The sequence below is a fragment of the Thalassospira sp. genome, from assembly GCF_030690045.1.
In the GTDB taxonomy this organism is placed as follows: domain Bacteria; phylum Pseudomonadota; class Alphaproteobacteria; order Rhodospirillales; family Thalassospiraceae; genus Thalassospira.
The window spans coordinates 54,001-67,194 of sequence record NZ_JAUYHK010000022.1 but is presented as its reverse complement, the minus strand read 5'-3'; the positions used below and the strand labels follow the sequence as shown (position 1 = coordinate 67,194).

At 55.7% G+C, this 13,194-nt stretch carries 11 protein-coding genes; 3 read left to right on the top strand and 8 right to left on the bottom strand.

Annotated features, from left to right (window positions below):
- Positions 1-37 precede the first annotated feature (37 nt).
- Positions 38-3,709: a type VI-A CRISPR-associated RNA-guided ribonuclease Cas13a gene (cas13a, locus tag Q8O73_RS19305; protein WP_305559839.1), complete on the bottom strand. Its 3,672-nt coding sequence runs from the start codon at positions 3,707-3,709 to the stop codon at positions 38-40.
- An 87-nt stretch (positions 3,710-3,796) separates the two neighbouring features.
- The gene (locus tag Q8O73_RS19300) at positions 3,797-4,489 is read right to left on the bottom strand and encodes a pyrimidine 5'-nucleotidase (protein WP_305559838.1); all 693 of its coding nucleotides are present in this window, start codon (positions 4,487-4,489) and stop codon (positions 3,797-3,799) included.
- Between the two features lie 249 nt (positions 4,490-4,738).
- On the opposite strand from Q8O73_RS19300, the gene Q8O73_RS19295 reads away from it, so the two are divergent.
- Positions 4,739-6,445, top strand: coding sequence for an EAL domain-containing protein (locus Q8O73_RS19295; protein WP_305559837.1), 1,707 nt, complete (start codon positions 4,739-4,741; stop codon positions 6,443-6,445).
- On the opposite strand, the gene Q8O73_RS19290 is transcribed toward Q8O73_RS19295, so the two are convergent.
- The 5 genes from Q8O73_RS19290 to Q8O73_RS19270 all read right to left on the bottom strand — a co-directional run bounded on the left by Q8O73_RS19290 (position 6,439) and on the right by Q8O73_RS19270 (position 10,568).
- On the bottom strand, positions 6,439-7,341 hold the full coding sequence (locus tag Q8O73_RS19290; RefSeq protein WP_305559836.1) for an ABC transporter substrate-binding protein: 903 nt from the start codon (positions 7,339-7,341) through the stop codon (positions 6,439-6,441). The two genes, Q8O73_RS19295 and Q8O73_RS19290, sit on opposite strands and share 7 nt — an antisense overlap.
- Before the next feature lie 89 nt (positions 7,342-7,430).
- A complete protein-coding gene (locus Q8O73_RS19285; protein ID WP_305559835.1) occupies positions 7,431-9,056 on the bottom strand; it encodes a phosphoenolpyruvate carboxykinase in 1,626 nt (541 codons plus the stop codon).
- A 208-nt stretch (positions 9,057-9,264) separates the two neighbouring features.
- Entirely contained in the window at positions 9,265-10,020 is a 756-nt protein-coding gene (locus tag Q8O73_RS19280; RefSeq protein ID WP_305559834.1) for a HugZ family protein, read from the bottom strand.
- Positions 10,017-10,211 carry a DUF1289 domain-containing protein gene (locus Q8O73_RS19275; protein ID WP_305559833.1) on the bottom strand — a complete coding sequence of 65 codons (195 nt, stop codon included), beginning with the start codon at positions 10,209-10,211 and terminating at the stop codon, positions 10,017-10,019. The genes Q8O73_RS19280 and Q8O73_RS19275 overlap by 4 nt, the downstream gene beginning before the upstream one ends.
- Positions 10,212-10,370: 159 nt before the next feature.
- Positions 10,371-10,568: a CsbD family protein gene (locus tag Q8O73_RS19270; RefSeq protein WP_305559832.1), complete on the bottom strand. Its 198-nt coding sequence runs from the start codon at positions 10,566-10,568 to the stop codon at positions 10,371-10,373.
- Positions 10,569-10,754: 186 nt separating this feature from the next.
- On the opposite strand from Q8O73_RS19270, the gene Q8O73_RS19265 reads away from it, so the two are divergent.
- A complete protein-coding gene (locus tag Q8O73_RS19265) occupies positions 10,755-11,369 on the top strand; it encodes an RNA methyltransferase (protein WP_305559831.1) in 615 nt (204 codons plus the stop codon).
- 14 nt (positions 11,370-11,383) lie between these two features.
- Here the strand turns inward: Q8O73_RS19265 and Q8O73_RS19260 are convergent, their stop codons facing one another.
- Positions 11,384-12,316 (bottom strand): AraC family transcriptional regulator, encoded by a 933-nt coding sequence (locus Q8O73_RS19260; protein ID WP_305559830.1) that lies wholly within the window; start codon positions 12,314-12,316, stop codon positions 11,384-11,386.
- Positions 12,317-12,419: 103 nt separating this feature from the next.
- On the opposite strand from Q8O73_RS19260, the gene Q8O73_RS19255 reads away from it, so the two are divergent.
- Positions 12,420-13,169 (top strand): SDR family oxidoreductase, encoded by a 750-nt coding sequence (locus tag Q8O73_RS19255; protein WP_305559829.1) that lies wholly within the window; start codon positions 12,420-12,422, stop codon positions 13,167-13,169.
- Positions 13,170-13,194: the final 25 nt, after the last annotated feature.

The window sequence follows — 13,194 nt, the reverse complement described above, 5'->3', positions numbered from 1 at the left end:
TGTGTTGCCCGTTTTGCGTGTGGCGGCGAGTTGCGGGTCATTTGATGAAAAGCGTATCGGGATTGCGCCAGCCGGTGATGTCCTGTGCCGGAACTGTCTTGCCGCCGAACAGGGTGGCGACCATCGCCCCGAAATCGTTGCCATGCAGGTTTTCGAGGATTTTAAATCTTTCGTCGTTTCCGTTTCCGGTTTTTTTGCGGATTTGCGTTTTGCCTTTTTTGAAATGTTCGGCCTGTCTGGCAAACAGGTTTGCACCGTGCAATTTGTGATCATCCCCCATTTGCCAGTTCAATACCAATCCCTCGCGGGCCAGCAATTCGATGATGGATTGGCTGACGGCGTTTTTCAGTTTGCGGTCATAGGCCATCAGGGTGCGGGCATCATTTGTCGCCGCTGTCAGGTCCGGTTTTGCGCCATTGTTGCGCAACATATTTAAATGGGCGAAATGGTTGCGCAGGCCCCGGATTGTTTCCGGTTGGACATTTGGCATGGCGCAGGAAACCGGTTTTGCAAGATTGAAAAAGGTTTCCAGTTCCTTTTGGAAGGAAGCGGTATTTTGCGGATTTTGTTTGTCAAGGGCCGCAATCACCTGGCCTTCTGCCAGTTTGGTCAGGCCACCGGATTTAAATACTTCGTCCGGTTTCAGACCGCGATGATGCATCAGGGCAAGCAGGACGAAATACAGATCGCGTTCCCACAGGCCGGAAAAATCCACCAGACGGCCCAGAACCGTCATCATCAACCGGTGCAGGCGGACATGATTGGTCAGGGTGACATGGGCGGCGTTGTGGCGGTGTGTGATGACGCCGCGCAAGGCGCGGATATAAGAACGCAGGTCATGGGTTGAGAATTTTTTAGGAGACCGGGTTGCCCGGTCATGAAGTTCTTCGCGCGTTTTCTGATGGTGGGCGATGGGGGTGCTGGCGGGTTTGCCATCCGGGGCGGTGGTGTTGGTGAACCATGTGTTTACGTTGTCATGCGTGATTTTATGGGCATCAAAAATATCTTGCAGGGCGGACAAATGACCAAATCGCATGATTTCGCGCAAGCCCCGGCGCGGCAGGCGGTCTGTCATGCCCGGCACCGGTTCGGGAAACATCCGGTCAAAATCGCCTTGCTGGTCATAAAACCTTGAAAAATCGCCAATCCCGGCCAGATGTTCGCCGCCTGAAAATTTGGCGTCATGCATATCGAGATACAATGTCATGACCCGAAGCAGTTGTTTCGTGGTTTCGCGCCTGGCTTTTTCGGTGCTGTTGCCGGTTGTGTCGCGGTTTGTTTTACGGTCGCTGCCAAGGACAATATATTTGCGGATTTGATGGGCGAGTTTGCCAATTTCCTCCACCGGGATCAGATGGAGGATGAAATACAGCACTTTTTGCCAGTCTTCGCCCGTGACGGGTTTTTTGTCTGTTTCGGCATCGTGAACAGGGATGGCGGGCCGGTTTGCATATTTGGGCCGTAAAACAAAATCCAGTCCGTCTTCGCGCAGATATGCGGCAAAGCCCTGTGCGACCACATCGCATTGCAGGTCGCCGATAAATTTGGCCTGATCCTGTGCGTTTTCGCCATCGGACTGATAGCCGCGCGTAACCGCCATTTCGCTTGCGGTTGCACGGGTCAGGTCAAAAAAGAACCGGGAAACCGGCGGTTGCCCATCCTGTGGTGAAAAATCAAAATTCGGCAACAGTTTGGAAGCCCGCGATGCAATGAGTTTTTTTGCCGTGGCGTTTTTACCATTGATGGATTTGGCTTCTTCGGTGGCGCGGCTGGCAGATTTTTCAACCCATTCGCGCAGGATCGGGGCCGGACGGGTTTCCATCCAGCGGCGGAAGGGCCGGTTGTAAATCAGTTTCAGAACCGTATAGCGGCATTGTTCGTCGGGTTTTTCTTCCATCCTCTGGCGGTTGCCAAGTCGTGGCAGGCCGAGATTGTCATGGCCTTTCCATGCCTTTTCATGACGATCGAGCACCCGGCGCAATTTTGGCAGGGGAAGTGTTTCTGTTCCTGATTCGGGATCGGCCAAAAGGGATAAAAGTTTGCTGACCTGAGCACCCTCGTAATAATCCCCGCATTGGCAGGCGGTCAGGGTTGCGTGCAATTGCGCGATCCGGTCTTTGTTGTCGTCATCCCACAAGTCCTTTATGGCCGAGGTTGCCGTTTGCAATTCGGCCTGATCAATTTTCGGATGTGCGGCCAACCCGGTTAAAGTTTTCAGAAAGTGCGACGGTTCGGTGAAATGAAATGATGTGTGGCGAAGCTGTGCGGTTTGTCGCAAGGCCATGTGCAAAACCGCCTTTTCACGGGCTTCGTCCCCGGTGAAATGCGGGCTTTTGCTGCCAAACAGCAATTTGCATTTTTTGCGGTAATGGGGGGAATCGAGACGGGCTATCGCGGCCTCAATTTCCTTTCCGCCAAAAATATCACCGTTGGCCACGTTATCGGGATCGGTCCAGTCGGTCAGGGTGCGGCTGGCAAGGGCGATGACATGTCGCCAGACGCGCACGAAGGCCTCGTTACGTTTGATATCGGATTGTCCGTCGCTGCTCCAGAACCGGCTTTTGTCGATTGTGGCGGGATCGGGCCAGTTGGCGATGACGCCCGTGCCGTTTTCATGTGCCTGATAATGGATGATTTTGCCCAGCCGGATCAGGGTGTTGATATCGCGGTTGGTGCGCACAACCCGCAGGCGGGCAAACAGCGCATCCATATTTTCTGGCAGGATTCTCAGATGGTCGTTTTTGCAATTTCCCTTGACGATCCGGCTGTAATAATCGCGCACCGCCATATGCAGGTTATACAGACCGGGGGCGTCATCCTTGACGGTTTCAGGTTTTTGGCCGGGAAAGAGTTTTCCATAATGGTTGTATAATTCCTCTGCCGCGATGGGGCGGGGCAGGCGGAAAGTTTTTGTTCTTTTTTCTTTTTCCTGAAAACTCTTTTTCTTGTCGTCCTGAAATTTCGCGACCTTCTTATAAATTATGGCGGCGATATCGCCTGCTGCTTTATAGGTCGTTTTGTCCCTGTTGTGGTCGGTGGAGGACCAGCCATTATCGGGATTGTCGATGATCAGGGGGTCTGTTTTTTTTAAAAAATTCCGGGCGATGCTTTGCGCACGCCGTTCGATCAGGCCGGTCTTGCGTTGGGGTTTCTGTGATTTTATCTGGCATTGGCCTTCATCCCGCTTTATCCGGTATTCGCCTTCATACAGATGTTTGTAAATTTTCGCGGCAATGTCTTTGGCCTGTTGTTCGGTGATTTCACCGGGGGCCATTTCATCGGCAAAGGTTTTGTACCAGCGGCCTGTTGGTTCGGGTTCGGGCAGAGTTTTGCCTTGTCTGTCTTTTCTGGGCTGGTAGTTTGCCTCCTTGTCCCACGGGGCGATTTTCCAGTCCCATATGGCTTTCAGTCTGTCCCGGTCTTTATCGGGCAAAAGATTTTGGTCCCGCACATGATCCCATGCGGCCTTCCCCAAAACCGTGCGCAGATGTTTTTGTCTTTCGGTCGGGCCGTTCTTGCCCGATGGTTTGGTGGCGATTTTGTCAATTGCCGAAATCCATTGCGCAATCACCAGTTCGCTGTGGCTGGTGGCAAAGGGCGTTATGTCGCCTTTTTGACTGATTTTGCCATCGCGCAGCAGGACGCGCTGCCTGTTCTGGACTGTATCGCTGTCAACATGGCTGCGGCCATAAGGCTTGATGATTTGCATTTCATTCCCCCCGATGATGTCTGATCGGGAGTATGACCGGCGCAAGGCGGCGGGCGCAACTGTCCTTAAGAGGGGGAGGGGCGGCGGTTATGCCGCCACAGTGTCGCCCGCAAGGGCGCGCAAAAAGCCGGTGATGTCGGTGGTGTGGTGGGTGATGCGCGGGTCGTCGCGGCCGTCCTGCGCCCAGTCGATATCGGTATGGATCAGCACCGTGGTCATGCCAAGATCGCGGGCGGGCAACAGGTTTTTGGCCATGTCTTCAAAAAACACCGCACGGGTCGGGTCGATATCATGGCGCGACAGCAACAAATTATAGGGTTCGGGTTGCGGTTTGGGGATGAAACCGGCATCGACGATATCGAAAATGCCGTCAAAATGCCGGGCAATGCCCAGACGGTCCGTTACCCGTTCCGCATGGCCGCGCGAGGCATTGGTGAAAATCACCTTGCGGCAGGGCAGGGCGGCAAGGGCGGCATCCATCATCGGGGCGGGATCGACCACTGACAGATCGATATCATGGACCTTGCCCAGATAATCGGCCGGGTCCACCTGATGTTCGAGCATCAGGCCGCGCAGCGTGGTGCCGTAACGGTAAAAATAATCCTTTTGCACCAGATGCGCCTTGTCGGCAGGCAGGCCGAGATGATCGCGGACATAGCACCCGATCAGGGCGGAAACCTGCGAAAACAGATCGCAGCTTGCCGGATAAAGCGTGTTATCGAGATCAAAGATCAGGATGCTGTTATGATCAATTTCGGGAAGGGCGGCGGCGGAAGTCATCAATCCTGATCCGTTCTGATTCTGATGCAAAAACCGATACTGCCCCAAATCCGCCCCGGATCGCAATGGTATTGCCGGATTTCGGGCGGCAAACCCGCCGGGTGGAAAATTTCCCGTAAAGGTTATTTTAATTATCCTAAGGCACATCATATAGACTGGATATGTCCGGTTGTTGCCTGTGCAGGGCCGGGCGGCACAGGATGGTTCGCAAGGGGGAACCGCGTGGGCAGGATTGCGGACGCGACAGGTATGCGGCAATTGGAAAAGAATCTGAGACAACGCACAGTGACCTTGCGCAGCGAACGAAACCGGTTTGCCGCCCTGGCCTTTGTCTGGGGTGATTTGCTGTTGGAGCTGGACGAGGATTTGCGCATTGTTTTTGCGTCCGGCGCGTCTGACGGCTTGCTGGGCCGTGACATTGCCGATCTGGAAAACCACCTGTTCCGCGATTTTCTGGCACCGCAATTTCGGCCGCTGGTGCAGGAAATGCTGCATGTGGCGCAACGGCGCGGGCGGATGGACAATATTCTGGTGCGGTTTGTGCGCCCCGATGAAAGCCTGAGTGCGCCGGTATCGATGTCGGGGTATTTCCTGCCCGATCTGGGCGGGCATTTTTTCGTTGCCTTGCGGGTGTCGGTCAATTCCCTGCCCCATGAATTGGCGCAATCGATTGAACGCGATCGCGCAACCGGCCTTCTGGATGAGGAAAGCCTGTCGCGGGTGGTGACAGAACGGTTGATGGCGCAACGCGAAACCGGCATTCGTCATAAATTTTCGATGTTTACCCTTGATGCCTTTGTGCCGCTGTGTGACCGGATGGAAGCCGTGGCGCGCGATGAAATGTTATCGAGCATCGGGGCGTTTTTGCGCGCCCATTCGGTGGCGGGTGACACGGCCGGGCGGTTAAACACCCATCAGTTCGGCCTGTTGCACCGGCCCGATGTGGCGATTGGCGATCTGGAAAAACGCATTGCCGAATGCGCCCGCGATGCCGATCCGGCGGGCAAGGGCATTGCGATCAAAACATCGGAAACCGATTTTACCGCCGGGGTGATGCCGCCGGGCGATCTGGCACGCGGGGTTCTGTATTCGATCCGGCGGTTCTGCGACACGCAGAAACACGGTTTTACCTTTTCGCGCCTGTCGGGGCAGATGCCCAATCTGATCAATGATACATTTGGCGCGATGCGCGATTTTGGCGCACGGGTGGACCGGCTGGAATTCGAGGCGGTTTATCAGCCGATTGTGCGGTTACCCTCGGCCGAGATTCATCATTTTGAAGTTCTGGTACGGTTTCATGATGATGAGGGGGGTCTGATTCCGACCGACCGCCTGATCACCTTTGCCGAACAGGTGCATATGATCCATCGTCTTGATCTGGCGATGATGCGCCGGACCCTGAAATGGATCCGCACCCAGCTTGACGAAGGCATCGATGCGCGGGTGGCGGTCAATGTATCGGGGCATAGTCTTGAAAACCCGGATTTTTGCCGGTCAGTCATTGCCCTGTTTGAAAAGAACCGCGATGCCTTGCCGCAATTGATGCTGGAAATCACCGAAACGGTCGAAATCACCGATCTGGACATGGCGGCGAAGTGGCTGGGCCGGTTCCGCGATTTTGGCGTGGAAATCTGTCTGGATGATTTTGGCACCGGGGCGGCGAATTTCCGGTATCTGAGCGTTTTTGACATTGATTATGTCAAGATCGACGGGGCATCGATCCGCCAGTCCCTGAAAACAGCCAAGGGCCGGGCCTTTCTGAAATCACTGGTCGATCTGTGCCATCAGCTTGATATCGAGGTGGTGGCGGAAATGATCGAAACCGACGAGATGCGCGATCTGGTGACCAAGGCCGGGTTTGATTATGCGCAAGGCTATCTGTTTGGCAAACCCGAGGGCGATATTACCGCCTATTGGCGGACCTTGGGCCGCAAAAAGAAGCGGCAGCGTCAATAAAGCCAGTTGCTGCGCTTTTTCAGGGGTTCAATGTCGGCCACCCCGTATTTTTCCAGAATGCTGTCATAAATGCCGTTGTCGCGCACGGTTTCAAGACCGATATTGAGGCGTTGCAACAGCCATTCCGCCCCGGCAACATGTTTGGAAATGCAGCTGTAATACGGTGCCTGAACCAGTTCTTGGTAGGAAAGCGGCCCCGGTTCGCCCCACTGTTCCCCCCACTGTTCTCCCAGGGCCTGTCGGGCAAAAACGATGGGGGCGCGAAAGGAATAAATCGCGTCGATGCGGTTGCCATAGAGCATTTTCAGCAAGGCATCCTCGCCATTGGCGGTCTGGACATCCAGCCCGGCATCGCGGGCGGCCTGTTCAAGGTTATAGCCTGCAATTACGCCGATATTGATATGTCTGGCATCTTCCAGCCGGTTGATGTGGCCAATCAGCCGGTCCGATGTGGCAAACAGCCCGATGCGGATTTTCCCCAGTTCATCGGAAAACAGCATGTCGCGGGTGCGGTCCGGGCTCCAGGAACAGGAACATAATCCGTCAACCTGCCCGGTTTCGGCCAGCATCAGGGCGCGTTTCCAGGGGTAAAACGGTGTTTCGACGCCAATATTGCTGACCGCGAAGGCGGCGCGCAGGATTTCGATGTCATAACCGGGATGGGACGGTGTATTGGCGATTTTTGACGGCGGAAACGGGTTGCAGGCCAGAATGACCGATTGCCGGGGCTGGTCCGGGGCGGCGGGTTGGCTTTGCGCCTGTGCGGTGATCGGGCCAGCCAGAAGGGCGAAGATGAGAACAGCGACAAGATGACCCGACCGGCACAACATATGGGATTCCGTAACAGTGGCGTTTTGTGCCAGCCCGATGATCGGGACTGGAACTTGTGGCTTCATTCTGGGCCAATTATTCTTAACAAAAGAAAAAAGACCGGCGTTGTTTTGCGCCGGTCTTTTGCGGTCAGGTGAATGACCGGTCTGGTTTGTTATTCTGCGGCCTTGATTTCGGCGGTGCTGCGAATGGCGGCATCGCGGGTGGCGGCATCGACAGAATCCTCGAATTTGGCGAAGTTTTTCTCGAACCGGGCGGTCAGATTGGCGGCGGCGGCATCATAGGCCCCCTTGTCCGACCAGCTTTCCCGCGGATTGAGAACTTCGGCCGGGACATCGCCGCAGGCAGTCGGATATGCCAGACCAAAGAACGGGTCGGTGGCAAATTCGACCTGTTCCAGATCGCCATTCAGCGCGGCATTCAGCAAAGCGCGGGTATAGCCGATTTTCATCCGCGACCCGACGCCATAAGCGCCACCCGACCAGCCGGTATTGACCAACCAGCAATTGACGTCATGCTTTTCCATCATTTCGCCCAGCAATTTGGCATAGACGGACGGATGACGCGGCATGAAAGGTGCGCCAAAGCAGGCGGAGAATGCGGCGGTCGGTTCCTTGACCCCTTTTTCGGTCCCGGCAACCTTGGCGGTATACCCCGACAGGAAGTGATACATCGCCTGGGCCGGGGTCAGTTTCGAGAGCGGCGGCAAAACGCCAAAGGCATCACAGGTCAGCATGACGATGTTTTTCGGATGACCGCCGCGCCCGGTTTCCGAGGCATTGGGAATGAATTCAATCGGATAGCTGGAGCGGGTATTTTCGGTATGACGGCCATCGTCGAGATCAAGCTCGCGCGATTGTTTGTTCATCACGACGTTTTCAAGCACGGTGCCAAAACGCTGGGTCGTGGCATAAATTTCCGGTTCTGCCTCGGCCGAGAGTTTGATCACCTTGGCATAACAGCCGCCTTCAAAGTTAAAGACGCCGTCTTCGCCCCAGCCATGTTCGTCATCACCGATCAGGGTGCGCGACGCATCGGCCGACAGGGTGGTTTTACCGGTGCCCGACAGGCCAAAAAACACCGCCGTATCGCCATCCGGGCCGATATTGGCCGAACAATGCATCGGCATCACGCCCTTGGCCGGCAGGATATGGTTGAGAACCGAGAAAATCGATTTCTTGATTTCACCGGCATACCATGTGCCACCGATGATCACCATTTTGCGTTCAAAACTGACGATCACGAAGACTTCGGAACGGGTGCCGTCGATTTCCGGATCGGCTTGCAGGCCGGGGGCATGCAGCACGGTGAATTCCGGGTCGAAATTGCGCAATTCGTCTTTTTCGGGCTGGATGAACATGTTGCGGGCAAACAGATTGTGCCACGCATTTTCTGTGATCACCCGGACCGGCAGGCGGAATTGCAGGTCGGAACCGGCATAACAATCCTGTACGAACAATTCGGTGCCCTGAAAATAAGCGCGCACTTTCTGATACAGGCGCTCGAACACATCGGGGCTGACCGGGCGATTGACATCACCCCAGTCGATATCGGCTTTGGAACTGTCTTCTTCGACAATAAAACGGTCCTGGGGGGAACGACCGGTATGTTCACCGGTCAGGGCGACAAAGGCGCCGCCCTTGGCAATCTTGCCTTCCTGACGGCGGATCGCATGTTCGTAAAGGGCAGCAGCGTCCAGATTCCAGTGAACGGCGCCAAGATTTTTGAGGCCATGAGTCTCAAGGCCTACACGGCTGACAACGGGTCCTGATTGCAGCACGGATCTCTCCTGGTGGGAAGGTTTTGGGATTTGTGAACAGGCACGTACATTAGCAAAACGTGGGGGTTTCGCCAAAGTTGCGACATATTGTTACAATGATCTGGCAAAAGCAACTGCTGCTTTGCCTTTATACCGAGGAATCCGTAGACGGTTTGCGTTTGTGAAAATCCGGATTTCAGAAACGCAGATAATGTCGAAACGGGCCGGTTCAGGCCATAGATATGCGCGCTTTCTGGCACATTTCGACCAAAATCTGACGGGCGGCGGCGGGGCTGTCGATGGTTTTGGCAAAGTCGATTCTCTGGACGGTTTCCTGATCGGTGATCAACATGCCGTCGCAATCGATATCGGCCATGATCCAGCCGCGGTCGGCATCCAGTTTGCCAAAATAACGGGCGATATCGGCAAGGGCATCGCGATGGTCGGCATTCATATGGTCGATGATATGGGGGCGGGCATCGCGCAGGGCATCGACCCCGGCGGCCAGAAATTTTGCGCCGGGCAGGCGGCGCTGTTTGCCAAATCCGCCGACCCAGTAAATTTCCGATATCGCGACACGATAAAAGGCGAAATCGCCAAACCCGGCATACAGGGCGGCGGCCGGATGGGCGGCAAGATAGCGGGCGCGCAGATCGGGGGAGGCATCGCGATGGGCGGTGCCATAAACCGTAAGCCGGGCGGAGGCCGTATCGGGGGCGGCAGTGCCGGTGCCTGCTGCGACATATAAGAGCGACAGCCGGGGATCGTTGTGCAAATGGCGGCTGTGATCGGCGAGACCGGACATCAGCAAAACCGGCGTGCCATCGCAATCGCAGGCGGGAACCACCATCGAGGTCGATGGCCAGCCGGGCCCGGCCTGTGCGGCGGCGTCCGACAGGGTGGCAAGGGCGGCATAACGGCAATGGCGCATCAGATTGCGCAGGCTGTGCGCATCATTGCCGGGAATATCGGGGGTATCGGTCATTGGGCATCGGCCTTGGGACGCGCGGCGGCCTGTTCGCGGCGCTGTCTGACTAGGGTCATGATGCGTTTTTTCTGGCCGTCGCTGGCGGTGATCCATGCGGCGATTTCATCCCCGGTGCGATAACAGCCGGAACAATAATGCGCCTTTGGATCAAGGATGCAGACACCAATACAGGGGGATTTGACAGCCATCGGGACCGGGATGCTCGTTTGTTTCAGGAAACCCAATATGGCCGGGATCACCGGCATCAGGCAAGCCCCTGATACACCGAAACCCGCAAGGTGAGGGGGCCTGACGGGTTCCGGTGAGGTGCAGATCAGGGTTGGGGCCCTGTATGCGACCTGTGCAGATCAGAGGCGGTCGAACCACCGGCTGATCTGTTTGTCGGCTTCTTCGCGGTTGATGCCATAGGTTTCCTGAACGACACCGATCAGCTTTTCGCGTTTACCTTCAACGCGATCAAGATCATCATCGGTCAGCTTGCCCCATTCTTCTTTGGCTTTGCCGCGCAGTTGTTTCCATTTTCCTTCAATCTGGTCCCAGTTCATTGGGTTTCTCCATTTTTGTTTCGGTGCAGTTTGCTACATTATTAAAACGTCGGGGTTGGCTGATTGTTCCATGGCCGGTTTGCCCGCCTGACTTGATCCTGCTGGCGCTTCGGGCTATAGCCCCTGTCAGTTCTTTTTTGGGGAGTGTGTGTCAGCGCACCGCAGGCGTGCAGCACGGAGGGTATCATGCGCGGTTATTTCGGGATTGGAATCGAAGGGGCGAGCAAGCCTTTGAATGTGGGCACCCTGTTTCGGTCGGCCCATGCCTTTGGCGCGGGGTTCGCCTTTACGGTCGATGCGGATTTTTGCCACGATACCGCCCATGCCACCGATACTTCCAAGGCATCCGGACAGATGCCCTATTATCATTTTCCCGATCTGGATCATCTGATGTTGCCGACGGGCTGTTCGCTGGTCGGGGTTGAACTGACCCCCGATGCGATTGAATTGCCCAGTTTCAAACATCCGTCGCGGGCGGCCTATATTCTGGGCCCGGAACGCGGCCATCTGTCGCCCGAAGTCCAGAGCCAGTGCGATTTCATCATCAAAATCCCGATGCGCTTTTGCATCAATGTGGCGATTGCCGCCAATATCGTGATGTATGACCGCCAGATCACCCTTGGCCGGTTTGCACCGCGCCCGGTGCGGGCCGGGGGGCCGATTGAAGCCAAGCCGGAACCTTTTTATGGCGGATGGATTTCGCGGACACGTGCAAAACGCAAAGGCGATCCGGAAAAATTCCGTCAGGCTCCGCCGCCCGATTATTCGGTGATTGATGGCGCGCTTGACGACGACGCCTAGATGTTTGCGTGCGGTTATGCGGGGGCGTTGATCAGGTGATTTGCAGGTTCGGCCTGTTGACGGGCAAAGCGGGCGGGCGGTTGTCCGACCTTGCGTGAAAAGGCGACGCTAAACGCACTGGTCGATCCATAGCCCACCTTTTCGGCAATTTCGGCCATGGTGTGTTGGCGGTGGCGGAGCATGGATTTGGCCAGCGTCATCCGCCAGTTCAGGATGTATTCCATCGGTGCCAGACCCAGTTTGCGATTGAATGTCGTAAAGAAGGCCGAACGCGACATTCCTGCCGCCCGTGCAAGATCCGCAACCGTCCACGGGGTCTGGGGTGTTTCGTGGATATGGCGCAGGGCGCGGGCGAGTTTCGGGTCGGAAAGCCCTTTTACCACTCCTTTGCTGTCACCGGTTTCACCGGCGGAGCGCAGGGTTTCAATCAGCAAAACCTGTAGCAGGTGATCCAGCACAACATTTCGGGCCGGGCGATCTGCCAAGGCTTCTTCGCGCACCAGTCTGGCAAGGTTTTCAAGGCGACGTTCTTTGCGAACGACAAAAAAATCCGGCAACAGGGAAACCAGTAATTCGGCATCCGGTGCGCCAAAATGGCAGTAACCGATCAGGAGGCGGACGTCTGGTTTGCCATCAGCCTGCCCAAGGCGAACAGGTGAGTCCGGCTGAAGAACCGGCCGGGTTTCCAGACCTTTGGGCGCGGGTGGATTGATGCTCGACATTGCAAAATCGCAAGCCGCCGGAATCAGCACAAAATCCCTGTCACCCAGATGAATTGGGTCATGACCATCCATCTCAAGGCAACACTGCCCGGCAAGAACCATACAGTAATAGGCTTGACCGACTTCGGTTCGCTGCACGCGCCATGCGCCGGATGCATCGACCCGTTTTGAATGGCGGGCACTCGGTTGAAGGAGTGAGATCATATCGGCGAGGGGATCGGACAATCTGTACTCTGGCTAAATTTTTATGGATTTTCCATTATAGTCCGTACAATCAATGCCGTCTAGAGTGTGCCCATTCCAATCATAAAAGTGAGGCACTGATATTATGAAGAGTGTGATGATTACCGGATGTTCTTCGGGGTTTGGCTATGCGATTGCGTGCGCTTTTTTAGCGCGCGGCTGGCGGGTGATTGCGACGATGCGATCCCCGCGCAAGGACATTTTCCCCGTTTCGGAAAACCTTCTTGTTTTACCCCTTGATGTCACCGACGGGGACAGTATCGGACGCGCAGTTGCAAAGGCCGGGCAGATTGATGTGCTGGTCAATAATGCAGGGATCGGGTGGCTCAACGCATTGGAGGGGACATCGGACGATGTTATCCGCAAGGTTTTTGAGACCAACACCTTTGGCACAATGGCAATGACCCGCGCCGTTCTGCCGCAATTTCGGGCGCAAGGGTCGGGCGTGGTTGTCAATGTGTCTTCGACAACGGCTTTGGTGCCGATGGACCTGTTGTCGGTCTATGGTGCGAGCAAGGCCGCAATAAATCATTTTACCGAGACACTGGCGCTTGAACTGGCGCCGTTTGGTATTCGCGTGCGTCTGGTGGTTCCGGGCCGTGCGCCAGAAACGCCGTTCGGAACGACGGCAAAATCCCTGATACAGGAAGCAGGCGGTTTCCCCGAGGCGTATCAGGACCATGTTGCCAAGGTTTTTACCAAGCTTGAGCAATCTTCGGATGGTTTGGTGACCAGGGTTGAAGATGTTGTGGATGCTGTCTGGCAGGCGGCAACGGACGCGAATAGTCCCAACCGTGTTCTTGCGGGTGCGGATACAAAGGCACTTGTCGGATGATATTTGGGGCGGCCCCAAAATGAAG